This window comes from Candidatus Binatia bacterium (assembly GCA_036382395.1).
Lineage (GTDB): Bacteria > Desulfobacterota > Binatia > HRBIN30 > HRBIN30 > JAGDMS01.
This window is the reverse complement of record DASVHW010000207.1, coordinates 13,336-38,275: the sequence shown is the minus strand read 5'-3', so window position 1 is coordinate 38,275 and position 24,940 is coordinate 13,336. Positions and strand designations below refer to the sequence as shown.

Here is a 24,940-nt window from a genome sequence, read left to right as displayed (position 1 = left end):
CTAGCTCAACCGGAGGCCTACAACGTGACGCCTATAGGTACGTGTGAGACTGAGGCGGGGGCCGGACGCAACCCTTTCAGGGTTGAAAACTGTTCGGACCATCGACCCAGGGTAGCTTCGCAACCCTGGGCTATGATGGATAACGCCTTCGGCGTAAGGAATCGCCCCCTGGCGGTTCTGTCGCTTATAGGGCAACGCCCTGGGCGACGGAAGCGACGCATGTTCATGGGCAGGCTCTCGAAGGGTGCTTCCGAAGAGCCTACTTCCTAGATCCATGGCGCGACCTGCGAAGCCATCACAAGCTGTGATGTCGCCCGAGAGCGGCCTCCTGGATGACCGGCGCATCGTCGCTGCGGCAGTCGTCTTGCTGGCCGCCGCGGTCTATGCGAACGCCCTCGCCAACGGTTTGGTCTGGGATGACCCGATTGTACTGACGCGGCAGCTGCTCGCCTTTCGGAGCATTGGCGATCTGATCTTTCTGCCGCGCGATATTCCGCAGTTCAGTCCTGACTACTACCGCCCGCTGACGATCCTTTCCTACCTGATCGATCGGGCCATCGCCGGAACCAGTCCGTTGATGTTTCACCTGTCGGTCGTCGTCTACCACGTCATCACCACGTATCTGGTGTTTCGATTCGGCTTGGTGTTGTTCGGTGGGCGCTCGATGGGCACGCGCATGGCGGGTTTGGGCGCGGCGTTCTTCGCGGTCCACCCCATCCACTCGGAATCGGTGGCGTGGGGTGCTGGACGTTCGGACGTCTTAGCCTGCGGTTTTGCGCTGGCGGCCGCGCTGGCGTACTTCTCCGAACATCACACAGTCATGCGGCGCGCAACGGCGGCATCAGCGCTGGTGCTCATGGCGGCACTGGCCAAGGAAACCGCGGTTGTGTTCTTTGTGCTTCTGCCGCTGACTGATGTTCTCTTCGGCCGAAACGCTGCGTCCCCAGTGCCGGCGATTCCCCGGGCTGAGCGCCGGCGGCAAGGGGGCGCGGTGACCGCATCGCGTCGCACACCGGTGCTTCACTACCTGCCCTTTGCGGCGGCGCTTATGCTCTACGTCCTGGCGCGGGAAAGCGTGTTGGGGAGTGTATTGGGCCCAGCAGGCGGGTTGAGTATCGATGTGGTACCGAAGATCATCGGAGCAATCGGACATTACACGATAAAGCTGGTGTTGCCCGTCAGGCAGAGTGCGTACATCTCCGACGTGCCGACCAGTGCAGCGGCTCTCCTGGCTATTGCCACGATGCTGGCGGCTGCGGCGTGGGGCGGTCTGGTGGCGTGGCGTCGGGGCGAACGGGAGGTGAGCTTTCTCCTGTTGTGGATGGGATGCACCCTGGCGCCGTCGCTGGCTATCGTGATCAAGATCCCGCCTGCGCCTGTGGCCGAGCGCTATCTCTACCTGCCGTCGGTGGGTTACTGTCTGCTCCTCGCCTACGGCGTCGTGCATTTGCTGTCGGTGCTCCCGTCGCGCCAAGCGCGCCGCGCAGTGGCGGTGCTGGTGATGGTCCTGTTGTGTGCCGGTGTGGTGGCCACCGTGCGTCGCAACGCCGTGTGGCGTAGCAATTTGACGCTCTGGGAAGACACCGCCGCCAAGAACCTCACCGACGGTCTGCCGATGCGCAGTCTAGCGACGGCGTACCAGCAGCTCGGCGATACGGCCAGGGCCGGCGAGTATTTCCGGCTGGCGCTGCAGCGCCGTAACGATGCTCTCGGGCTCTTCACCATCAACAACAACCTCGGCAGCCTGGCGATGATGGAGAAGAAGCTCGATGAAGCGGAGCGCTATTATCGGGCGGCGCTCGGCAGCAACCCGCAAGCCGCCGACGCGCTCTTCAACCTCGGTCTCATCGGGCTGACGCGCGCCAGAAACGAAGACGGAACCCACGACGCGTCCTGGAGACACGATCAGGCGGTGCAGGCCCGCCAACTGTTTCAACAAGCGCAGCAGCTCAGCCCGCTGGATCCGGACATCCCGGTCGGCCTGGGGCAGGCGCTCAGTGTGCTGGGCGATAGTGCCGGTGCGCGCATCCAGTTCCAGCGCGCCCTGCAACTGAGCCTGCCGCCAGAGACCGATGCGGCGGTGCGCAAGTTGTTGGGCGAGCTGCCGTGATGTCGTTCCAAGCCTGATCCGCGTAGGACAGCGGGATCAGCTTGTCCTGCTTCAGGTTGTACGGCTTGTGCCGCGCCCTTCGCCCCCCTCCTCACCGCATCAGCCGTCCCGGGTCACCGCCCAGCACCGTTCGCACTTGATTTACAAGGGCGCGCCAACTGTTTCTACAGCCTCAACGTTTGCCGGCCACCCGCGGCGGCGTGGACGCTCCGGCGCTTTCACCGAGCTGCCGCATCGCCGCCGTCGGGTGAAGCGGCTTGGTTAGCTCCGGCCCCGGTGCTACGATCCCGTTCGTGACGACCCCTGCAGACAGAATCTTACAGGACGCACTGGGGCTCTCAGAGCAGGAACGGGCGGAGATCGCCGCCCGGTTGATCGAGAGCCTGGACATAGCCCGCGATGGCGACGCGGCTGAAATCGAGGAGGCGTGGGCCACCGAGATCGAGCGCCGGTGTGCGGCGCTGGATGCTGGCACCACCGGCAGGACGGACTGGGAAGACGTGCGCCGCCAGATCGAAGCTGAGATCCTGCGCAAGTGAACAAGCGCCTCCGTGTCGAGGACGCCGCCCGACACGAACTCCGTGCGGCCGTGGCGTGGTACGAAGAGAAGCGCCCCGGACTTGGCGGAGGGTTCTTCGCCGAGATTCAGCACACGTTGGAGTTGATCGAGCGCCATCCAGGTCTTGGCGCACCCGTTCCACATGTGCCCGCCGAACGCGGCACATGCCGCTTGCCACTGCGTCGGTTTCCGTACGCCATCGTGTACCGCGAGCAAGACACCGAGATTCAGGTTGTGGCTTTCGCTCACCACAGCCGCAAACCTGGATACTGGCGTTCTCGCTGACCGCACTCTATCCCCCGAAGAAGCTATGTCCAACGGCTTGGCGATGAGCCGCGCCCTCTTCTGGCGTCGGTCTCGATCGGCTTCGGACGGCTCCCCTGATCGATGAGAGCCGCAACCGTTTGAATCAACGCGTCCAACCTCTTCCGGAACAGCGCCTTGTCCGAATGCGGGGTGCCGATGCGCTTGCCGGTCGCGCTACCTCGGTAGAGGTCGAGCAGTTCCGTCTTGGTCCAGTTCTTTTTCAGAACGAGCGGCGACACCGCGGCTAAGTCCACGTGGAGGCCTCATCCATCCCCCGTGGCATCGATCATCCGTAGAGTTGCGTTCGGGAGCAACTCGAAGTTCGAGACGCGTCGCTCAAAGCTGCGCAAGCGAATGAGCCGCGACCAAGTCTCCCGGTACCTCGCAGAGGACGGGGTAGCGTGGGCGGCGGAACACATAGCTGAGCTTCAGCTTGTTCACTCTGAACCTCAAGAGTCCTAACGCCTTGGCGATGATCCGCGCAGTCTTTTCGCGTCGGTCTCGCCGGGTTAGGTCGCTCCACGTTCAGGGCTTACCTCGACGCACTCGCACAATGCCTCGGGTGCGATGTCCGCCCCGTTCGGCCAAGCTATCGTCCAGCCGTCAAGAAAGAAGCGCCGGAAATACTTCACGTCTTTCAGTGGCTCAAAGACTGGCCCCTTCAGCCACCGCCGAAAGTCGATGGTCTTCTCGGAATTGTCATCGAAGGTCACATGAATCCGGTGGCCACCTCGATATTCGGCCTTGATCACACACGGGATCCTGTTCATGACGCCTCCTCTACCGCAACGGCTCAATCATTTCGAGCGGCTTGCCAGCCTTCATGCGCTGCCAGTTAGCGCGGATCTCTGCCTCATGCTCCTTCGCCCACTGCCTGATCAGGCGCAACGCCGTCTTGGAACCGATGTTGCCGAGCACCATCCGACCGGTGAGGTCGAACTTGCCTCGCTGGCCCTGGTACTCAGCGTGAAAGTGCACCGGCTCGTGCTCGTTGTAGAACATCTTGATTACGATTCCGAAGAATATCGAGATTGCCGGCATCGCATTATGCTACCGCAGATTCTTGTTCGGGCCTAACGAGCCTACGGCTCAGGCGGGGCGGGCGCCACTCAAACCGGCTTCCGCTCGGCGCCTGCAGCCGGGATCTAGAGCCGGACATCAACGGAGGTCTCTTTCAATGCCAGTTGCGGCTTTGTGCGTCGGCACTGGCGTTGGGCCAGGTGTGCAAATGATATCGCATCCCGTCGGGTTAGGTCGGGGAAATGCGAGCGTGTTATTGTCCTCGTTCTGCTCTTCCACTTTGTTCTCAGGATCGACATTGATGAGCGCTGTCGGTCCCGGACCAGTATGGCTGTAACGAGCGTCAAGGCATTCTTGATCACCTGGCGCTAGGCTTCTGAAGGTGCCGAACGGCACGGTATCCACCCAAACATCGAAGTCCTCTGCGGCTGCGTTACCGTCGTTGCCTACACAGATCGTAAGCAAATATGGTCCGCAACCGGGACAGACGATGTTGCTGCTGAGAGGACGAAGGTCCGGCCGTTGTTGATGATCGTTGCCGTCGCCGCATGCGATGGCCCACCCTACAACGAACGGGAGGAGAAACGTCCGCTGGATGGCGCGCGCGCCGAAAGGAAACCCAAGCGTGAAACGCGTGTCCGACCCTCGCTTGATCATCACCTGCATCTGAATCTAACGAGCTTGTAGAACAACCCCGAACACGCACCTCTGTCGAAGTTCACGCGAAGCCGCGATTTGTCCCCGCCACGTGTTTCGATGGTCCCTGCACGTCCGGAGGGCAACACCTTCAGGTATTGTCGACCGAATCGTCACGTTTCGCCTCTCGGAGGTTGATATCGGAATTGTGGATGTTCGCCACGTGCTCGCAGGGTGTTTGTGCAGCCTCAACGTCCTGCGCGTGAGCTTCCGGCGCAGGGACGCTCGCGACAGGCATCCAAGGTCCAGCCGGTCGGCTCGACGCGAAGAGTTAGCCCTCTTGTCGTAGTGCTTTCTATGGCGCGTAGGCCGCGCACGTCCCGAGGCGGTCATAACACAGGTGGTTGACGCAGTAACCGTTAGCATCGCAGTTGCCATCATCGGCACACTCGCGCCTCTGACACGCGAGCATGGAGCCGCTTCCGGGCAACCAATGAGAGTAACACTCAGTGCTAACCCCGATGCGATGTGGCAGCCCTCAATCATGTCGCCCTCCTACACCGCTCCAGCCCCTGATCAGATACATTTTCGATCCATCTGTGAGGCATGGGGCTACAATTCGACTCCCGAATGAAATCCGCTACCCCTGCGGGTTCCTGCAGCATAGCACTCTGCCACCATCTACCTCCCATAGGTCATGACTCGCTTGCAAGTCAAACAGTTAAGCCATCGATGCGCACCCCCTTTCTCGGCGTCCTACGCGGCGCCACCCTGCGGGTTAATGCCCCGCTTATCCCACGGGCATTGCGCTTAGGCTGGGCCGGGCCTTTGCGTATTTGCATCGCGCTGGGAGCGGCTTGGTCGGCACGTCGGTGGCGGGAAGGTCACACTCCGAACAGAGCGGTTCGCCGCCTCACTTCCGGGTCGGCAACAGATCGCTGACACTTACCTGCGCATCCGCAAAGGCCACGAGATCGATCTGCTCACCGCGCCGCCGGGTGCGCGTCTCGGCGTAGCGCCGCGTGCTGGGATCGGGCGCCCGGAACACCTCGATGCAGTCGTCGCGCAGGTTCACCAGCCAGTACTCGGGAATCCCGGCGGCAGCGTACAGCGCACTCTTCGTGAGGCGGTCCTGCAACAGCGAGCTGTCGGCGACTTCAACGATGAGCAACGCCGTGGTCGGGTGCGCGTCGTCGTAGTCAGCGTCCGTTCCCGGCACGACGGCCACGTCCGGCTCCGGAACCGAGTAGCTGCCAAGAACCAATGGCATTTGCACACGAACGACGGCCCGGTGCGCCAGCGCATTAGCGAGGGCATGGTGCGCCCGCGTTGTTGCCGACGCGTGCCGCGGGTTCTGCGGAGACACCGCAACGATCACCCCCTCCAGCAACTCCACCCGATCGTCGGCGTGCAGCACGCCGGTTTCGACAAGCTCGAAGTAGCGCTCCACCGTGTAGCGGGTCTCAACGGGTACCGTTTGTACCATTGGGTGTATCGTACCAAGTCCGTCGGACGAAGAGAAGATTCGGGCCGACCTGGCGCAGCATGCTGCGCCGCTACGGAGCTGCGCGCTGACCGCTCCTCCTCACGCCTCACCGGCGCGGAACTTATCGATCCAGCGCTGCATCTCTTTGCCGTTGTCGGTCAGGGAGGGGACCTGGACGCCTTTCACGCAGGCGGGACGGGCCGCCACGGTGTCGAGCCACCGGTTCAGGTTCGGCATGCCGTCGGTCTCCACTCCTGCCCACGCATGGATACGCACCCACGGCCAGGTGGCAATGTCGGCGATCGAATAATCGCCGGCGAGGAATTCGTGGTCGGCGAGACGGTGATCGAGAACACGGTACAGGCGTGTCGTCTCGTCTTGATAGCGCGTGATCGCGTACTCGATCTTCTCGGGCGCGTAGCGGAAGAAGACGTTGGCCTGCCCTTGCATCGGGCCGACGCCGGCCATTTGAAACATCAGCCACTGGATCACCTCGGAACGGCGGCGCACGTTCGTCGGCAGCAGTTTACCGGTCTTCTCGGCCAGGTAAATGAGAATCGCCCCCGATTCGAACACGGCGAAGTCATCCTCGTCGCGGTCGATGATGGCCGGAATGCGGCCGTTGGGATTGATCTTGAGGAACCAGGGTTCCTTCTGCTGTCCCTCCTGCAGCTGGATCGGGTGCACCGTGTACGGCAGTCCGATCTCCTCCAGCATGATGGAAACCTTCCAGCCGTTCGGCGTTGGCGCCGTGAACAGATCGATCATGTCTTCTCCCTTCCGTTTGTCCCAGGCTTCGATCATGCCAGCGTGCCAATCCTGATCCAACTGGTGCGCCTATTCCACGCCGTCGCCACACTCATGGCACGGGCCGTGACGCGGGGGCGCAGAGGGGGTATAAGTGATCCATGTCCCTGCGTGCCGGCTCGACGTGGCCCCCCTTACAAGTCGGCATGCGCTGGCTACGGCTCGTACGTCACCTGCCGAACTTCGTGCGGCTCTACTGGCGCTTGTTCTGGGACCGCCGGGTGTCCGTCTGGCCGAAGGGGCTGCTGCTCCTCAGTCTGCTGTATTGGGTGTCGCCCATCGACATCATTCCCGATGTGATTCCTGTCGTCGGCGAGATTGACGATCTCGTCGTCCTGATCGTCGTGTGCCGTCTGTTCATGTATATGTGTCCGCGCGAGGTCGTGCAGGAGCACGTCGGCCGGATCGACGCGGAAACTGGAAGGGCGTGAGCCAACCATGAAGCGGACTGTCCCCCTTTTGATCCTGGCGGCGCTGGTCATCACCGCTGTCATTAGCTTCACCACCCTCAGCGACTTCCTGGTCGACTGGCTGTGGTTCGGCACGCTCGGATTTGGGGCGGTCTTTTCGACCACGTGGCAGATGAAGTTCGTCGCCTTTGGAGTCGTCGCCTGCCTGTCCGCGGTGCTCCTGTTGGCCAGCGGGCTCCTCGCCACCAGCGCGCGCCTGCCACCCGTGCGGCGGTTTCGGTTGATGGGCGGCAACGGGATTAGCATCGAAGGCTTGCCGGAGCTACTGAACTTCTCCCCGGAGGATCTTCCGTGGCGCCTGATCGTCGTCGTGGTTGCGGGCGTCCTGAGTCTGATCATCGGCCTGGCGCAGGCAGGCAACTGGGAGATGTTCCTCAAGTGGCGGTATGCTATGCCGTTTGGGCGCACCGACCCGCTGTTCGGAAACGACCTCGGCTTTTATGTCTTCACGCTGCCCGTGTACAGTCTGGCGCGGGACTGGGGAATCCTGATCATCTTTCTGGCGATGGCGATGGCCGCCGGTGTGTACTGGGCGCGCGGTGCCATCGACCTGAGCGAGGCGTCGCCGCGACTGAGCCCGGCCGCAATCCGCCACCTCTCCGCATTGCTGGCGCTGTTCCTGCTCCTCAAGGCGGCAGACTACCTTCTGCAGCGCTACGATCTCCTGCTCAGCAACAACGGCATTGTCTTCGGCGCCGCGTATACCGACGTCCATCTGCGCTTACCGTTTCTGACCGGTCTGGTGGGTTTGTCTCTCATCGGCATGGGACTGTGCATCGCCAACTTTGTCTTTCTCGGCTTTCGCTTGCCGGTGGCCGCCGTGGTCCTGGTGTTCGCAGGGTCCCTGGTCGAGGGCATCGGGGCGGGCCTGTTCCAGAGCTATCGCGTCAAGCCGGATGAATTGCGGCTCGAGGCCCCATACATTGCCAACAACATCTCTCTGACGCGCTATGGTTTCGCCCTCGACCGCATCAGCAGCAAGCCCTTTCCGGCCGAAGGGAAGTTGACGCCGCAGGTGTTGGCGGCGAACCAAACCACCGTGCAGAACATTCGGTGGTGGGACCCGCGGCCGTTGCTCGACACCTACCGGCAGTTGCAGGAGATCCGCCTCTATTACGACTTCCGCGACGTCGACATCGATCGCTACACCATCAACGGGACCTATCAACAGGTGATGCTGTCGGCCCGCGAGCTCAATCAGACACGGCTGCCGGCGGATGCCCAGACCTGGATCAACCAGCACTTCAAGTTCACGCACGGCAACGGCCTCGCCATGAGCCCGGTGAACCGCTTCGACGAGGAAGGGTTGCCGATCTTCTACGTCAAGGACATTCCCCCGGTGTCGCCGCCAGACCTGCGCATCGAGCGTCCCGAAATATACTTCGGCGAAGAGACCCGCGCCTACGTGGTCGTGGGCGGCGGCACCAACGAGTTCGACTATGCCAAGGGACAGGAAAATGTGTACACCACGTATCGAGGACGCGACGGGGTAGCGCTCGACAGCCTGTGGCGTCGCGCCTTGTTTGCCTGGTACTTCGGTGACATCAAGTTACTGATCAGCGGCAACGTCACCAACAACAGCCGAGTCCTGTTCCGTCGGCTGACGCAACAACGCATCAATCGCATCGCGCCTTTTCTGCGCCTCGATCACGACCCGTACCTGGTCGTCAGCGACGGCAGACTGATTTGGCTGCAAGACGCCTATACCACCAGCGACGCCCTGCCCTACTCGCAGCAGAACCGGCCCGCGGGCATCAACTACATCCGCAACGCCGTGAAAATCGCGGTCGACGCGTACGACGGGACGGTCACCTTTTACATCGCCGACCCGGAGGATCCGATCATCCAGACCTACCAGCGCATCTTCCCATCCTTGTTCCAACCGCTGGACGCCATGCCGGCTGGGTTACGCCAGCACATCCGTTACCCGGAGGATCTCTTCATCCTGCAGGCCAGCACGTACGGCACCTACCACATGACCAACCCCGAGGTGTTCTACAACAAGGAGGACCTCTGGAGCTTTCCGCAAGAGAGCTTCAGCGGCGAGACCGTCACCATGCAGCCGTACTACACCATCATGCGCCTGCCGGGTGAGCCGCGCGAGGAGTTCATCCTCATGCTGCCGATGGTGCCGAACAACCGCGACAACATGATCGCGTGGTTGGCGGCACGCTGCGACAGCGCCCATTACGGCACGGTGATCGAGTTCGCCTTCCCCAAGGAGAAGCTCATCTACGGCCCGGCGCAGATCGAGGCACGCATCGACCAGGACACCACCATCTCGCAGCAGCTGTCGCTATGGAACCAGACCGGTTCCCGTGTCGTCCGCGGCAACTTGCTGGTCATTCCCATCGACGACGCGCTGTTGTACTTCGAACCCCTGTATTTGCGTGCTGAAAAGCGAGAGTTGCCCGAATTGAAGCGCCTGATCGCCTCGGCTGGCGATCGTGTCATCATGAGCCAGAACGTCGAACCTTTGCTCGCCGCGCTGTTCGCAGGGGACGAAAAACAGCCGGCGGTGGCGACCGTATCCTCTCCATCGGCAGCCGCGCCGTCAGGAGCCGGACCGCCGCCTGGCGCCCCCACCGCCGAAGCCCTCAAGCACTATCGCCAGGCTTTCGAGGCGTTGCGCAAGGGCGACTGGCAAACCTTCGGCGCGGAAATGAACGCGCTGCAGAAGGCGTTGGAAGGCACGGCGCCGGCCTCTTAGGACGGCGTCCCCGCACGTTGATCCCCTCGGTGACAAGACGGCACAATTCTGCCATACAAGGCCCAGCATGTTATGGAAGCGAGGGGCACGACCATGGCGAAGAACACGCTGACGATCACAGATAACCGTACCGGCAAGCACTACGAACTCCCGATCGAGGACAACGCCATCCGCACGGCGGATCTCCGTCAGATCAAGGCCTCACCCGACGATGGCGGTCTCATGGGCTACGACCCGGCGTTGACCAACACGGCAACCTGCAAGAGCAAGATCACGTACATCGACGGCGACAAAGGCATCCTCCGGTATCGTGGCTATGCCATCGAGGATTTGTCGGAGAAGAGCACTTACCTGGAGACCGCGTACCTGATCGTGAAGGGCGAACTGCCCGACGCCAAGCACCTGGAGATGTGGCAGCACAACGTCACGATCCACACCATGGTGCACGAGAACATCAAGAAGTTCGTCGATGAGTTCCGCTACGACGCGCATCCCATGGGCATTCTGGTCGGCACCATCGGCGCACTGTCGACCTACTACCCGGACGCCAAAGACATCTTTGCCCTGGAGTCCCGGCGTCTGCAGACGCGGCGGCTGATCGGCAAGCTGCCCACGCTCGCCGCCTTTGCGTACCGCCACAGCCGCGGCTTGCCCTACGTCTATCCCGACAACGACCTCAGCTACACCGGCAACTTCCTCTCGATGCTCTTCAAGATGACGGAGGTGAGGTACAAACCCGACCCGGCCCTGGAGCGGGCGCTGGACGTACTCTTCATTTTGCACGCCGACCACGAGCAGAACTGCTCCACCAATGCCCTCCGGGCCGTCGCCAGCTCGCAAGTGGATCCGTACTCGGCGGTGGCCGCCGCGGTCGCGGCACTGTACGGACCGCTGCACGGGGGGGCCAATGAAGCCGTCATCCGCATGCTGCTGGAGATTGGATCAGTGGAGCGGGTTCCGGAATACATCAAGAAGTTCAAGGCCGGCGAAGGGCGGCTGATGGGCTTCGGTCACCGCGTGTACAAGAATTACGACCCGCGCGCCAAGATCATCAAGAAAGTCGCCTACAAGGTCTTCGAGGTCACGGGCAGAAACTCGCTGATCGACATCGCACTGGAGTTGGAACGGATCGCCCTCCAGGACGATTACTTCGTTTCGCGCAAGCTCTACCCGAACGTCGATTTCTACTCGGGCATCATCTACCAGGCCATGGGCTTCCCGCTGACGATGTTCCCCGTGTTGTTTGCCATCCCTCGCACCTCGGGTTGGATGGCGCAGTGGGCGGAACTCGTTCGGGATCCAGAGCAGCGCATCACCCGCCCACGCCAGGTCTACACCGGGGAAGCCCCCCGCGCCTACACGCCGATCAGCCAGCGGCCGGAACCGAGCATGCGCGAGGAGGCGGTGGCCGAGACCATCTGAGTCCTGCGCTCGCCTCCGCCTCACTACGCCTCCACCGCTCGCAGGCGCGTCAGCGCCTTGAACAGCCAGCACAGCAGGAGAAGAAGCGACAGCGTTGCCACGATGGTCGGGCCGGTCGGCAGGTCATACTGGTAGGACAGGAACACCCCGCCGGCTCCGGCGACCACCGCAACCAGCACCGCCACCACAAACGACGCGTTCATGCCCACGTCCAGGACCAGCGCCGCCGTGGCCGGAATGACCAGGTACGAGAAGATCACCAGCACGCCCGCGACGCTGACGCTCAGGGAAAAGACGACGCCGAGGACGAGGTAGAAGAAGAACTCCCACCACTGCACACGGTAGCCCATGGTCTCCGCCATGTCCGGATCGAACGCCGTGAACAGCAGCTCCTTGTGGAAGAGAACGTGCAGCGCCACTACCACAGCCGCCAGTGCCCCCAACATGTACAGCTGCGCTTCGGTGACGCCGAGGACGTTGCCGAAAATGAGGCTGAGCACGTCCATCTCACCGAGCGGATTCCTGGAGACGCACAGAATAGTGAGCGCCGAGGCAGCGGCATAGGCCACGCCGATGGCACTCTCCCGCGGAATGCGGCCACGGTCGCGCTGGAAGGCGAAGAAGGTGACGCCGACGAGACTCATGCCGAACGCCGCCTCGGCCTGATGCAGGCCGAGCAGATGGCCGACGGCCACACCGAGCGTCGCGATCTGGGCCAGCGCGATGCCGACGAAGACGATGCGGCGCAGGAGGACGTACACGCCGAGGTACGCCGAGATGCCGCCGGCGAGCACGCTGGCAAACACCGCATAGCGGATGAAGCTCTGCCCGAACATCTCAATCATGCGTCCGCTCCCGGCAGCACAACCACACGGCCATCGATGCGGTCGACGACGACGCGGGTGCGGTAGAGCGCGCTCAGCTTCTCCGCCGTCAGCATGCTCTCGACGGGTCCCACCTCCACCTTGCCATCGCCCACGATCGCCAGGCGCCGCACGTACGAGGCGACCACGTTCAGCAAGTGACTGACCATGATCACGGTGAGCTTGTCCTGCACGTGCAAGTGGCGGACGAGGTCCATCATGGCCTTTTCCGCCGGCAGGTCCATGCCGTTCGTCGGCTCATCCAGCACCAACACGCTCGGTTCCGCCGCCAGGGCGCGCCCGATCAACGTGCGCTGTTTCTGCCCGCCCGAGAGGGTACGGTAGCGGCGGTCGAAAAGGTCCTCGATGCCGACGTGCGCCGCCGCGGCACCGACAACGCTCTGGTCCGCCGGGCTCGGCCCACGCAAGAGGCCGATACGCGCAAAGCGTCCCATCATGATCATCTCGCGCACGGTCAGCGGGAAGGTCTCGTCCACCGCTTCCCGTTGCGGTACATACCCGAACGTTCCAGTTGGCGTGTTGATCGTCAGCCGGCCGCTCAGTGGCCGCAGGGTACCGAGCAATGCCTTCAACAACGTGGTCTTTCCGGCGCCATTGGGGCCGACGATGCCGAGGAAGTCTCCCGGTGCCACCGTAAGGTTCACGTCGCGCAGGATAACGTGATGACCGTAACCGAGCGTGACCTGATCGAACTCGATGAGTGCTTGGCTCATCGCGGGCTCAGCCATTCGCCGCCGCCAATGCAGCCGCAACTTGTTTGACGTCGTAGTCCATGAACGAAAAGTAATCGTCCGTACCCGGAGCGCCGCCCGGTGACTCCGGCAGGGTCAGCACCCTGGCGCCGGTTTTCTCAGCCACCACGCGCGTGAGGTTCTCAGGGTAAAACGGCTCCTTGATGACCAGCTTGCAGTGCTGCGCCTGCATCAACTGGATCAGCTGCGCCAAGTGCGCCGGTGACGGCGGCACCCCCGGCTTTGGCTCCATGGTGCCGATGACGTCGAGGCCGAAGCGTTGAGCGAAGTAGTCCCAGCTCTTGTGATAGGTGACGATTTTTGCACCCTGATACGGCTTCATCAGCTGCAGCCACTGCGCCAGCTTCTCGTCGATGCGCCGCTCGAAGTCCGCCAGCCGCTGCTCGAAGTAGGCTTGATCGCCGACGTCCACACGCGACAAGCCGACGACAATGTTGCGGGCGATGATCTTGGCATTGGCAGGATCGAGTTGGTAATGCGGATTGCCGTAGGGGTGCACATCACCGAGAGCGCGGCTGACCACACCGCTGGGGATCTCCAATGGAGCGATGCCGGCCGAGGCGTCGACGAAGCCGCGGCCTCCCGTCAGAATGTTGGCGTTACGCGCGCCGTTTTCCAGAACCGGCGCCCAACCGATTTCGAGTTCCAATCCGCGCTTGACGTAGAGGTCGGCGCGATTGAGCTTCAGAATGAAGCTCGGCTTCGCGTCGACGAAATGCGGATCCTGCGTGCCCAGCGCCAGGGCTTCGACTTCGACTTTATCGCCACCCACGTCGCGGACGACGGCGGCAAGATCGGGGGTGGTGGTGACGACGTAGAGCTTGGCGGCAGAACGGTTCGGCCGCGCCATCAGCGCCGTGATGACCAGTAGACTTCCCGCAAGCCATTTGCTTGCCCGGCCCAGACCAGACCTGTTCCGCCTATCGTTAGTGCATACTCTCATGAAGCCTGTCTCCTGAGCTTTTAGAACGCGTGCGCCGCGTGCGGACCGATGGAGAAGTCGTACTGCAGCCACACCCGATTCGAATCCTTGTCGCGCCACCGGTCCGACACGGCGTGCTGATATCCCAAGCGGAAGTAGCCGAACTCAGTCGGGGCGAAGGTGCAATAGGGATAGACGCCCCACTCGGTTTGGCGCCGCACCGCTGGGATTTCCGTCCAATCAACCCGGGTGCCGAGCCACCAGCGCTGCGCCACCCGGTATTCACCATAGGTGTAAAAGCCGGCGGTATCGAAGGTGTTGTCTTCAATCGGCAGTAGCGCTGCCGCATCGGCACCGCGCAGCTGCTTGTCGGTGAAATACCCTTCCGTACGCCAGAGAAACTGCCGGTAACCCGCCTGCCCCAGCGGCCGCCAGCGGTAGGTGAGATCGACACCGTACATTCTGGTCTGCGTCTCCCGCCGCGGCAGATTGAGCAGCACCGAAGCCCCCAACTCGAGGTTGTTGTTGGGGTCCAGATCGAAGAACGACTGGGCGTGGCCAAGATACACCACGTCGCGAAGGGCACGCCCCGGCGCCGGCTGATCCAAGGTCGTCCCTTGACCTGCCGGGAGCGGCGCACCGAGGTCGTTGACCGCCTCTGCGGTCAGCAGCAGGTACTGATCCCACGGATTCGGCACCAGGTAACTGAGCTCCGCACCGGTCCCGGCAAAGCCCTCGTCGCCGAAGTTATCCACTTCCACGAAAGGCCGATCGGTCTGTGGCAGGGCGTGGCGGTGGAGGACGTTGTTCTTGCCAAACATGAGACGGAACTTGCCGGCGCGGGCCTGGAGGTTGAAGGGCAGAGTGAGAAAGGTGGCGTACGCCTCTTCGATGTCGAACGATCCGCTTTCGTCGACCGTGAGGAACGCATCGGCCCGTGCGAACGGATCGATCGGGGCCTGGAGCCCCAGCTCGGCTTCACGGAAGCTGAAGCGATTGGCCTTGTTCAGCTGATTATTGTCGGTGCCGAGAAAGGTGAAGTCGCCGATGAAACTGATGTCGGGGTTCAGCAGCGACGAGCTCTTGCCCACACCGGGTCCAGTCGCCGGCTGGATCACTGGGGCAGCAGTCGTGATGGCCTCGTTGGCAGCCGCCGGGGCGGGCACGCCGGGAGTCGCCGGAGGCATGGCGGCTCGGATCTCCGCTTCCAATTCCTTTTCCTGCTCGGTTTGGCCGGTCGCTGCGGGCGGCTGCTTCTGTGCTTCCTGCAATGCGCGCACCGCCTGCCGCAGCTCGCGCACCTCTTTCCGTAACTCTTCAATCTCCCGGGCCTCGCCGCCACCCGGAGCCGGCGGCTCCTGTGCCGTCGCCACCAGCGGTGCGACTGCGATCATGAACGCAAGCCATACTGCTCTCGCATATCGCATCGGTGCTCCCTTGCATCGTTTCACCCTCACGCAGTGGCAACGTCTCAACCTGTATCAGGTACGCCGCCACCGAGCCGAACACAAGCCTCGGACGGAGCGGCGGGATCTCGGTTTGCCCGCTTCCGGGGGCGTGCTAACATGCGGCATGAGAGGTTTAGCATGCTGAAATCGAAAGTCGCGGTCTTGAAAACTCAACCGGAGACGGTTCTGGCCGATTACCAGCGTCTGATGGAAATGGCTGAGGTCCAGCACCATCTGAACGCATCCAGCACCACGATCTTGAAAGACAACATCTCGTGGCACTTTCCCTTCCCCGGCGCCAACACCACACCCTGGCAGCTCGAGGGAACCATCCTTGGCCTGCGCAACAACGGCTACCACGACCTGTCGTGCGTGCAGAACAAGACCGTGGTCACCGACGCGTTCAAGGGCGAAGACCTGAACAAATACATGCCCATCTTCCGGCGCTACGGCATCCCGGTTCTGTACAATTTCAAAGGCGAGGACATGAAGTGGATCTCCTACCGGCCCAAAGCGAAGATGCTCGCGCTGGATGCGATCTACCGCGACTACGGTGGCATCCAGATCCCCGACTACTTCATCGGCAAGAACGTGGTGCACCTGCCGACGGTCAAGTGCCACATCTACACGACAACGACCGGCGCCATAAAGAACGCCTTTGGCGGCTTGCTGAACACGTTACGTCATTACACCCACAGCTGGATCCATGAGACCATCGTCGACCTGCTGGCGATCCAGAAGGAAATTCACTCCGGGCTCTTCGCCGTGATGGACGGCACGACCTGCGGTAACGGTCCGGGTCCACGCACCATGTTTCCGGTGATCAAAAACGTGATCCTCGCCAGTGCCGATCAAGTGGCCATCGACGCCGTCGCCGCGAAGATGATGGGGTTCGACCCGATGAGCATCAAATACATCAACCTGGCACATGAGGCCGGGCTCGGGATCGGCAAGCCGGAGGAGATCGAAATTGTCGGCGAAGACATCTCGCGGGAGAATTGGCACTTCCATGTCGGCGACAATCTCGCCAGCCGCGTCGGCGACCTCCTCTGGTTCAGCCCGGTCAAGCGCATCCAGAACTTCTTCTTCCGCACGCCACTGGTACACCTGTTCATTTTCGGCTCCGAGGCCTACCACGACTACTTCCGCTGGCCGCTGAAGGACCGCCGCACCTTCGAGAGCTGGCTCACCACCACACCGTGGGGGGGGCTGTTCCAACAGTACGCTGCGACCGGTGCGGAAGGCGCGCAAACGAAAGCGGCGTAGCGCAACGTAAGTGTACATGGTAACTCTGGTATGATAAACACTCACAGTTAGAGGCTCGAATGCGCGGCCCCGGCGCCATGCTCAATGGGTCGGTGCCGTTATCCGAGCTCGCTCAAGCGATGTTCGAACTGCCGAGAGGTGGCGCACGATTACATGAGAGACGTCAATCGCCCGGAGCGTAGGAACGAACGCCGCAACCCAGAACGTACGAACGCACTCCCACAGTCGCCGCGACCCCGCCAACAAATCCGCCTGACCGACCGTAAGCTGGCCAAGGAGCAGCTCCGAACTCTGGCGCAGCAGCAGGCCGCGCTTGCGGACCTTGGACGGCAGGCGCTGACCGCCACCGATCGGACCACCCTATTCGACCATGCGGTCAGCTTGGTCGCCGAGACGCTCGCGGTCGAGTACTGCAAGGTCCTGGAGCTGCTGCCGGATGGCAGCGCATTGCACTTGCAGGCCGGGGCTGGCTGGCGGAACGGGTTCGTGGGCGCGGCGACGGTGAGCGCCGGTACTGAGTCTCAGGCTGGCTACACGCTCCTCTCCGATGAACCGGTGGTGGTCGAAGATCTGCGCACGGAGACGCGATTCAGTGTACCGCCGCTGCTCCGCGACCACGGAATCGTGAGCGGCCTGAGCGTGGTCATCCGCGGTCAGAAACGCCCGTTCGGTGTGCTGGGTGCACATACAGCAAGGCAACGGATATTCACGGCGGACGACATTGCCTTCGTGCAGTCAGTTGCGGATCTGCTGGGTCAGGCGATCCAGCGCAAGCAGGGAGAGGAGGCGCTGCGGGAAAGCGAGGCACACCTCGGCAGCATCATCGACTCGGCGATGGATGCGATCATAACCGTCGACGCCGATCAGCGCATCGTGCTTTTCAACCCGGCTGCCGAGCAGATATTTCGTTGCCCTGCCGCACAAGCGATCGGGCAGACGCTCGATCGCTTCATCCCGGAACGTTTTCGCGCCGCGCATCGGAAGCGGATCCGGGCCTTCGATCAAACAATGGCTACCAAGGAAATGAGGGGTGCGCGGGGCTGCGCCAGTGGCCTCCGTGCCGACGGTGATGAGTTCCCGATGGAGGCCTCGATCTCCCGCGTAGAAATCGCGGGCCGGCAGCTGCGCACCGTCATCCTGCGCGACATCACCGAGGGCCAGCGGGCGGAGGCGGCACTGCGCGACAGCGAGCAGCATTTCCGCTCGCTGATCGAGAAGGCGTTGGACCTCGTTGCGATTCTGGACGCCGACGGAACCTACCGCTACGCCAGCCCGTCCCACGTGCAGACATCGGGATTCACACCCGACGAACTCGTGGGCCGGAACGCGTTTGATTTCGTTCACCAAGACGATCTGCCAGAACTGTCCCGCAAGTTTGCCGAAGCGACACAGGATCGCCTTACGGCAGTAACTGTGCCATTTCGATTTCGGCACAAAGACGGCTCGTGGCGTACGGTGGAAGCGGTCGTCAGAAACTTCTCGGATGACTCGGCGGTGGCGGGGCTGCTCGTCAACGCCCGCGATATCACCGAGCGCAAGCGAGCCGAGGAAGCGTTACGCGAAAGTGAGGAACGATATCGTCGGCTGGCGGAAAACGCACACGACCTGATCGCCGAAGTGAGCTTTGAGGGCCCACTCTTGTATGTCAGCCCCAATCACAAGGAAGTGTTGGGCTACGATCCGAGCGAGCTGGTCGGCAGAAGCGGTTTTGAATTGATGCATCCCGATGATCTCGCCCATACCACAGCGCTGTTTGCCACACGGTCGGCCAAGGCGATGTTTCGCTTTCGGCACAAGAACGGAGAGTGGCGCTGGTTCGAGGGCGCGGGCAAGGCATTTCGGACGGCGAGCGGCGAGCACCGTGCAGTGATCATCTCCAGAGACGTCACCGAACGCATGCAATCGGAGGAAGAGATTCGCCGCCTGAACGCGCAACTCGAGCGGCGCGTCCTTGAGCGCACCGCCCAACTCGAAGCGGCGAACAACGAACTGGGAGCCTTCAGTTATTCCGTGTCGCACGATCTGCAGGCACCGCTACGACACATCAACGGGTTCACCAAGCTCTTGTTGGGGGGCTATGCGGACAAGCTCGATGAGCGAGGGAAGCACTACCTCGATCGCGTGTGTAGCGCCACTGAGCACATGGGGCAGCTCATCAGCGATCTGCTCAGCCTCTCACAGGTGGTACGCGCTGACATGCAGTGGCAGCCGGTCAACCTGAGCGCCCTCGCACAAACCGTCGCCGAGGAGTCGCAGAAGACGCAACCGGAGCGGCAGGTCGAATTCGTCATCACGGCGGGGCTGGTGGTGCGCGGCGATGCGCGCTTGTTACGGGTGGCGCTGGACAACCTGCTCGGCAACGCGTGGAAGTATACCAGCAAGCATCCGCGAGCGCGGATTGAATTCGGCTTCATGCAAGTCAACGGGCAGCCGGCCTATTTTGTGCGCGATGATGGTGCTGGCTTCGACATGGCGTACGCTGGCAAACTCTTCGGAGCCTTTCAGCGCCTGCACAGGTCCGATGAGTTCGAGGGCAGCGGCATCGGCCTGGCAACCGTGCAGCGCATCATTCATCGTCACGGCGGCCGCATCTGGGCCGAAGGCGCCGTCGAGCAGGGCGCGACGTTCTATTTCACGCTCGCGCCATCCAGCAGCAACGAGTGAGTTATTCGAGGGGCGCGGCTGTGGGCTCCGGCATGAACAGGCGACCATCCGGCGACGATGAGGCGCGCCGCGATCCGCAGTCCTCCCGGCCGCTTCGCGTCTTGCACGTGGAGGATTCCGAGGACGATGCCGAGTTGGTGAGGCATGCGCTGCGGCGTGCTGGGTATGATCTGACGTACCGCCGCATCGACAGCCGCCCCGCCATGGAAATTGCCCTTGCCCAGCAGGCCTGGGATGTTGTGCTTGCCGACTACGAACTGCCGCGCTTCAGTGGGCTTGCCGCCTTGTTGCTGTTGCAGAACTCCGGACTCGATCTTCCCTTTCTCGTCGTGTCCGGAGCCATCGGTGAAGAAGTCGCGGTTGCGGCCATGAAGGCCGGTGCGCAAGACTACATCATGAAGGGCAACCTGGCGCGACTGGCACCCGCCATTGAGCGCGAGTTGCGCGAAGCCGAAGTACGGCGGGAACGCCGGCAGGCACAGGAGGCTCTGCGGGACGAGGCTCATGTTTCCGGCGCCTTGGCACGCGTCGGTCAGGAACTCATTTCCTCCCTCGACACCCCGGTGCTCCTCAACCGACTCTGCCAGGTCACTACGGAAGTCTTGGAGTGTGCTTGGAGTCACACGGTGCTCTGGCAGCCCGAAGAGCAGGTGTTCGTTCCGGTGTCGGGTTATGGGCATACGCCCGAGCAATGGGAGTCGATCCACGTGCTCAAGCTGCCTCGCCCACCACTCGCACATCTGTTGGCGCGGCTCGAACGTGACCAGGTCGTCAATACCACGATCCGTCAGGACCTTTCGTTTGCAGGCGTGCTCACAGCGTATGGCATTACGGTGATCCTCTTCATGGCGCTGCGCCGCGGCGGTGAAATCGTCGGGATACATACCGCGGCCTATCGTGGACGCAGGGATCCCTTTGGCCCTCAGCAGGAACGCATCGCTCGCGGGATCGCTCACCTCGCCTCGCTTGCCTTGACGAACGCACGGCTGGTCGAACAGCTGGAGCGTGCCAACCGTCTCAAGTCTGACTTTGTGGCCACCATGTCACACGAGTTACGCACCCCCCTCAATATCGTCGTGGGCTACAACGATCTCCTGCTCGATGGGGAGTTTGGCCCACTGACAGCGGAGCAAATCGATGTCTTGCGACGAATGGACAAGAGCGCCCACGGGCTGCTCGAACTCATCAACGCCACCCTCGACCTCAGCCGCCTCGAAGCGGGGCACGTCCCGCTGGAGGTGAAGGAGATCATCCTGTCCGACCTCGTCAGCGAGCTGGACGCAGAAGCCAGCGAGCTACGCGACAAACCGAATGTGGACTTTGTCTGGGATGTCGCGCCGCAACTACCGCCACTTCACACTGACCCGGTCAAGCTCAAGGTGGTGCTCAAGAACCTGATCGGGAATGCCATGAAGTTCACCGCAGAAGGTCGCGTCACTGTCGGTGTACGCAGCAGGGATGGCGGTGTGGAATTCTCAGTGACCGACACCGGCATCGGCATTGCACCGGAGACGCTGCCGATCATTTTCGAGCCGTTTCGCCAGGGTGAGTCCTCGATGACCCGCCGCTTCGGCGGGGTCGGCCTGGGACTTCACATCGCGCGTCGCCTGCTGGACGTTCTGGGCGGCAGGATCACCGTCGACAGCGAGGTCGGACGCGGCTCAACGTTCCGTGTCTGGGTGCCGTCGGTTTAGGCGCCCAGGCGTGCCAGGTCGCGGGCGAGTTGCTTCATTGCGGCGGTTCTGTAGCAGGCCGCGACGCTGCCATCCCTAGGCTTTTTTCCGCCTGGCTTGGTAGCACGCCGCAATTTCTAAGGGCTGTCGGCTGGGAGTTGCACGAACCTCCAGACTCTAGCCTCTCGACTCACCGCTCAGATACTTCGGATTGGCGACGCGCAGCTTGTCCTCGACGGTGTGGCGCACGTGGGTTATCACGGCGGAGCGCCACTCACCGGCATCGGCATCGCCCTGGCTAATCCGCTGGCACAGCTCCTTCGTGTGCTGGCGCAGGGCTCGCCGCAGCTCGGCGCGGTCTGCGGGCACCGCATCCGAGATGCCGAGCAGCTCACCAAGCCGCCGCCACTCATCACGCAGTTGCGTGTCTTCACTCTCCAGCTCACGCCGGATGATGGCCAGCACGTTGGCGGCGACGCGGGCGTGAAACTTTTTCGGGCCGTCGAGCGCCGGCACGGCATCTGTTTCGAGAAAGTGCTGTACCGCCTCGAGTAGTTCAGCGCACGTCGGACGGTCCTGCATCGTTGTTCTCCTCCCAGCTCTTATTCAGATGGGTGCAATCACCGATGCGCCGGCCGCCGATGATGGCGCAGGCCAACTCCCGGTGCAGCACCTGCGTATCGGAGACGCTTCCGGTCGAGCTGATTTCACCGATACCCGGCACCACGACGGTCTCCGCCTGCATCTCGCTTACCTCATCGGGCAAGTGTAACGTGCGTGCCGTCCGGATCACCACGGAACTGCGATAATCACCCAGGCGCGAATGCACCGCGGCACCGGGCTGGGCCTCCACCACCTGCGTCACGGGCACCACAGCGATGGTCTCACCATCAGCGCTCCGCGCCATGGTGGCGGACGCCGATGCCTGCTGCCGGCCTGGGAACAAGGGCACCTGCAGCTGCGCCAGTGGGGGGTCGTAGGTGAAGCCAAAGCCGCGCGAAAGATCGTCTTCACGGAGGAGCACCAACGTGCTCCCCTCATCGCGGAAGCGCATCCGACCCATCGCCCTCCCGTTCTCGCTCAAGGTCACTTCAAATTCGCCGCCCTTGATGGCGCTCACATGCTCGACCTGGACCCCAGCCGCCGTCACGCGCCCGTCTTCGATCCGCCGCCAGACGTACACAAAATGGTCGCGGTCGCTGTGCGGCACGATCTCCTGCAACGAGTTGGCCAGCGGAACCGGTCTCTCCCACTGCGTCAGTAGTGAGCACCCGGCCACCCACGGGAGGCACGGGAGCCAGAGCAGCCAGCACCACACACGACGCACGAACACGATTCACGCTCCCTCAGTCTCGATAAGGTTCAACAGCTCCAGTTCCATCTCGGCCGAGCGCCGCCCGAGGCTGGCGAGTTCGACGCTCTTCGAATGGCCGTCGAGATAGGTCTTGGCCTGCATGATACAGATGATGGCCCATTTGAGGTTGCCGAGCACCTCCCAGAACCGCACACGCTCGGGATCAACCCTGGAGCCGCCGCCTGCTTCATAGGCGCGAAAGAATTCATCGCGCCTGCCGATGCCGCCCACCGGCTTGTCGTCACTACCGAAACGCCAGGAACGCACGCAGATCCAGCCCAGGTCTTCCATCGGATCACCGACATGCGCCAGCTCCCAGTCGAGAATGGCACGCACTCCTTCGGGACCGAAGATGACGTTGCCGATGCGGTAGTCGCCATGGACCACCGTGCGCTCGCCGTCGCGCGGCAGCCGGTGACGCAGCCAGCGGATCGCCAATTCGAACGCCGGGTGCGGGTCGGGTGAAATGAAGCGATATATCTGCTCGTATCGGTCGAGCTCACCCTCGGCCGGCGTGCCGTCAGCTGACGCTCCGGTGAGAAACGCAAGACCGTGCTTGACGGGATCAATACGGTGGACCTTCGCCAGGATGCGTCCCAACTGTCCCGTCATGACCTGACGCGCCCGGGCGTAGGCATCATCGCGCAGCAGGCGCCGCGCGATGGTTTCCCCTTCGACGAGATCCATCAGAAAACACGGCGCGCCGAGCGTCTCTGTATCATCAGCCATCCAGTACACCTTCGGCACCGGAACGCCCTCGGCGTGCGCCGCCTGCAGCAGGAGGAATTCGTCGCGGCGAGCGCTTTGCGCCGGGTGAGAGGGTGGGTCGCGGCGCAGAACCAGGGGCAAGAACGCGCGCTCTCCATCCCGAACGTAGCTCAGGTCGAGCGACCAGATTTCACGAGAGGCGCCGCCCGGCAGGCGCCGCAGATTGGAGACCGTAACCGTCTCCACCCCAAGCTGCCGGGCAATGAAGGCGGCCAGGCGGCGCTCCATCTCGGGCCCATCCATCCCGTGTCCTTATATCGGCAGACCTCGAAAGCCAACACGGCGCCGCTCAGCAGCGCCAGACCTCGGCGCCGGCCTGGGGCTTGAAGATGAACCGGTAGTCCCGCAGGTCACCCGCCCTGCCTAGCGACGGGCGGTAGAACAAGCGGTCCACACGCACCAGCAACGAATTCACCTCCCCGTCTGCGACCAGATTCACCGCGCAGCCGCCGAATCCGGCGCCGGTGAGCCGCGCGCCAACCGCCCCTCCCTCCTTGGCGATCTGGACCAGATCCTCCAGTTCCGGACAACTGATCTCGTAATCATCACGGCAGCTGCCGTGCGACGCATCCATCAGGCGGCCGAACCCCAGCGCGTCGCCAGCACGCAGGGCCTCCTCCGCTTCATTCACCCGGCCGGCCTCGGACATGACGTGCCGCAGGCGGCGCAGCAGGGTGAATTGATCGCCCATATCGGAGGTGATCTGACACTCGTTGCGCAGGCGTTCCGGGGACGTACCGATGACCGCGGCAATCTGCGACAGCGGCAGCGGGCAGTCCGGCACCTGCGCACTGACATAGGAAACGAACTCCTCCAGCCGGCGTCCCGGGAACAACGTCACCAAGTCGCCCAGTGTTTGCAACGGACGCGGCAAAGCAGTTCCGAGAGCGCGCTCCAGCAGGCGACAGGCAAGCCGACACTCAATCACTCGAAGATTGTATCCACGCCGGGCGGTCCCGGACTTCTCCGCCTGCACCAGGCTGTGGCACACCACGATGCTGTAGCCCGGCGGCAGCGGCACCGTACGCACGCGGAGCGGAAAGAAATCAATGCGCAGCGCACGCCCTTGCTGTGCCAGCAGACTGGTGGCCTGGTCCATGCCCCCACTCAGTGTCCCGACGTACCGCTCCGCCACGGGCAGTAACTCGGCGAGCTTGACGTACGGGATCTCGACCCCGTTGGCAGCAAGCAGCGCCAGGGCGTTCGCTACCACCAAGGCCGACGATGACGACAGCCCGGCGCCGCTAGGAATGTTGCCGTCGATCAGCAGATCGGCACCGCGGGGCAGTGTCCCACCGCAGTCTCGTATCAACCCCTGCGCGGCCGCCTTCGAGTAGTTGCCCCAATCGCCGTCACCGAACGGCGGGATGTGCTCGCACAGCTCGTAGCGACGGGAGCCGAATTGCGCCGCCGTGCTGGCCAGGCTCACCACCCCATCCGTACGTGGCGCACCCACGGCCACAATGCTGCGATCGATCGCCATGGGCAGCACCGGAAGCCCGTTGTAGTCCGTATGCTCACCCAGCAGATTGACGCGCCCAGGGGCACGGACAACAAATGCGGCTGCCCGGCCCATCTGCCGGGCGAACTGCGCCACCAGCCGGCTGATACGGTGCGCTTCGGGAGATTCAGTCTCGCTAGTCATAAAGTTGCGGCGCGATTCCAGCCAGCGCAGCCGGCTGC

General features: G+C 62.8%; 22 protein-coding genes. 9 read left to right on the top strand and 13 right to left on the bottom strand.

Features of this window, described 5'->3' with window-relative positions; all coding sequences use genetic code 11:
• The first annotated feature begins 307 nt into the window (after positions 1–307).
• The 3 genes from VF515_09565 to VF515_09555 all read left to right on the top strand — a co-directional run bounded on the left by VF515_09565 (position 308) and on the right by VF515_09555 (position 2,954).
• A complete protein-coding gene (locus tag VF515_09565; GenBank protein HEX7407882.1) occupies positions 308–2,110 on the top strand; it encodes a tetratricopeptide repeat protein in 1,803 nt (600 codons plus the stop codon).
• Positions 2,111–2,403: 293 nt separating this feature from the next.
• Complete coding sequence (locus VF515_09560; protein HEX7407881.1) at positions 2,404–2,649, top strand: addiction module protein; 246 nt, start codon at positions 2,404–2,406, stop codon at positions 2,647–2,649.
• The gene (locus VF515_09555) at positions 2,646–2,954 is read left to right on the top strand and encodes a type II toxin-antitoxin system RelE/ParE family toxin (GenBank protein HEX7407880.1); all 309 of its coding nucleotides are present in this window, start codon (positions 2,646–2,648) and stop codon (positions 2,952–2,954) included. Before VF515_09560 ends, VF515_09555 begins: the two co-directional genes overlap by 4 nt.
• 23 nt (positions 2,955–2,977) lie before the next feature.
• Here VF515_09555 and VF515_09550 read toward each other — a convergent pair whose 3' ends face one another.
• From VF515_09550 to VF515_09530, 5 genes are all read right to left on the bottom strand, one after another.
• The gene (locus tag VF515_09550) at positions 2,978–3,229 is read right to left on the bottom strand and encodes a hypothetical protein (protein ID HEX7407879.1); all 252 of its coding nucleotides are present in this window, start codon (positions 3,227–3,229) and stop codon (positions 2,978–2,980) included.
• A gap of 255 nt (positions 3,230–3,484) precedes the next feature.
• Positions 3,485–3,745, bottom strand: coding sequence for a DUF2442 domain-containing protein (locus VF515_09545; protein ID HEX7407878.1), 261 nt, complete (start codon positions 3,743–3,745; stop codon positions 3,485–3,487).
• A 10-nt stretch (positions 3,746–3,755) separates the two neighbouring features.
• Positions 3,756–4,016, bottom strand: coding sequence for a DUF4160 domain-containing protein (locus tag VF515_09540; protein HEX7407877.1), 261 nt, complete (start codon positions 4,014–4,016; stop codon positions 3,756–3,758).
• 1,528 nt (positions 4,017–5,544) lie between these two features.
• On the bottom strand, positions 5,545–6,117 hold the full coding sequence (locus VF515_09535; GenBank protein ID HEX7407876.1) for a Uma2 family endonuclease: 573 nt from the start codon (positions 6,115–6,117) through the stop codon (positions 5,545–5,547).
• A 99-nt stretch (positions 6,118–6,216) separates the two neighbouring features.
• Complete coding sequence (locus VF515_09530) at positions 6,217–6,885, bottom strand: glutathione S-transferase N-terminal domain-containing protein (GenBank protein HEX7407875.1); 669 nt, start codon at positions 6,883–6,885, stop codon at positions 6,217–6,219.
• 140 nt (positions 6,886–7,025) lie between these two features.
• Here VF515_09530 and VF515_09525 point away from each other — a divergent pair, with 140 nt between their 5' ends.
• The 3 genes from VF515_09525 to VF515_09515 all read left to right on the top strand — a co-directional run bounded on the left by VF515_09525 (position 7,026) and on the right by VF515_09515 (position 11,526).
• Positions 7,026–7,355: a DUF1232 domain-containing protein gene (locus tag VF515_09525; protein ID HEX7407874.1), complete on the top strand. Its 330-nt coding sequence runs from the start codon at positions 7,026–7,028 to the stop codon at positions 7,353–7,355.
• Positions 7,356–7,362: 7 nt separating this feature from the next.
• Positions 7,363–10,104, top strand: a complete 2,742-nt coding sequence (locus tag VF515_09520; GenBank protein ID HEX7407873.1) for a UPF0182 family protein — start codon at positions 7,363–7,365, stop codon at positions 10,102–10,104.
• Positions 10,105–10,197: 93 nt separating this feature from the next.
• Positions 10,198–11,526: a citrate synthase gene (locus tag VF515_09515; GenBank protein ID HEX7407872.1), complete on the top strand. Its 1,329-nt coding sequence runs from the start codon at positions 10,198–10,200 to the stop codon at positions 11,524–11,526.
• Positions 11,527–11,549: 23 nt separating this feature from the next.
• Here the strand turns inward: VF515_09515 and VF515_09510 are convergent, their stop codons facing one another.
• From VF515_09510 to VF515_09495, 4 genes are all read right to left on the bottom strand, one after another.
• A complete protein-coding gene (locus VF515_09510) occupies positions 11,550–12,371 on the bottom strand; it encodes a metal ABC transporter permease (GenBank protein ID HEX7407871.1) in 822 nt (273 codons plus the stop codon).
• Positions 12,368–13,123, bottom strand: a complete 756-nt coding sequence (locus tag VF515_09505) for a metal ABC transporter ATP-binding protein (protein HEX7407870.1) — start codon at positions 13,121–13,123, stop codon at positions 12,368–12,370. Before VF515_09505 ends, VF515_09510 begins: the two co-directional genes overlap by 4 nt.
• A gap of 7 nt (positions 13,124–13,130) precedes the next feature.
• Positions 13,131–14,012: a metal ABC transporter substrate-binding protein gene (locus VF515_09500; GenBank protein ID HEX7407869.1), complete on the bottom strand. Its 882-nt coding sequence runs from the start codon at positions 14,010–14,012 to the stop codon at positions 13,131–13,133.
• 113 nt (positions 14,013–14,125) lie between these two features.
• Positions 14,126–15,478, bottom strand: coding sequence for a hypothetical protein (locus tag VF515_09495; protein ID HEX7407868.1), 1,353 nt, complete (start codon positions 15,476–15,478; stop codon positions 14,126–14,128).
• 192 nt (positions 15,479–15,670) lie between these two features.
• Here VF515_09495 and VF515_09490 point away from each other — a divergent pair, with 192 nt between their 5' ends.
• From VF515_09490 to VF515_09480, 3 genes are all read left to right on the top strand, one after another.
• Positions 15,671–16,798 (top strand): DUF362 domain-containing protein, encoded by a 1,128-nt coding sequence (locus tag VF515_09490; protein HEX7407867.1) that lies wholly within the window; start codon positions 15,671–15,673, stop codon positions 16,796–16,798.
• 153 nt (positions 16,799–16,951) lie between these two features.
• Positions 16,952–19,462, top strand: coding sequence for a PAS domain S-box protein (locus VF515_09485; protein HEX7407866.1), 2,511 nt, complete (start codon positions 16,952–16,954; stop codon positions 19,460–19,462).
• A gap of 32 nt (positions 19,463–19,494) precedes the next feature.
• Positions 19,495–21,156 carry an ATP-binding protein gene (locus tag VF515_09480; GenBank protein ID HEX7407865.1) on the top strand — a complete coding sequence of 554 codons (1,662 nt, stop codon included), beginning with the start codon at positions 19,495–19,497 and terminating at the stop codon, positions 21,154–21,156.
• A 156-nt stretch (positions 21,157–21,312) separates the two neighbouring features.
• Here the strand turns inward: VF515_09480 and VF515_09475 are convergent, their stop codons facing one another.
• From VF515_09475 to galK, 4 genes are read right to left on the bottom strand one after another with little or no spacing between them, the layout of a single operon-like run.
• Positions 21,313–21,717 carry a DUF6285 domain-containing protein gene (locus VF515_09475; protein HEX7407864.1) on the bottom strand — a complete coding sequence of 135 codons (405 nt, stop codon included), beginning with the start codon at positions 21,715–21,717 and terminating at the stop codon, positions 21,313–21,315.
• Complete coding sequence (locus VF515_09470; GenBank protein ID HEX7407863.1) at positions 21,692–22,468, bottom strand: hypothetical protein; 777 nt, start codon at positions 22,466–22,468, stop codon at positions 21,692–21,694. The genes VF515_09475 and VF515_09470 overlap by 26 nt, the downstream gene beginning before the upstream one ends.
• 3 nt (positions 22,469–22,471) lie before the next feature.
• On the bottom strand, positions 22,472–23,500 hold the full coding sequence (locus tag VF515_09465) for a phosphotransferase family protein (protein ID HEX7407862.1): 1,029 nt from the start codon (positions 23,498–23,500) through the stop codon (positions 22,472–22,474).
• Positions 23,501–23,546: 46 nt separating this feature from the next.
• Entirely contained in the window at positions 23,547–24,902 is a 1,356-nt protein-coding gene (gene galK, locus VF515_09460) for a galactokinase (GenBank protein ID HEX7407861.1), read from the bottom strand.
• Positions 24,903–24,940 lie beyond the last annotated feature (38 nt).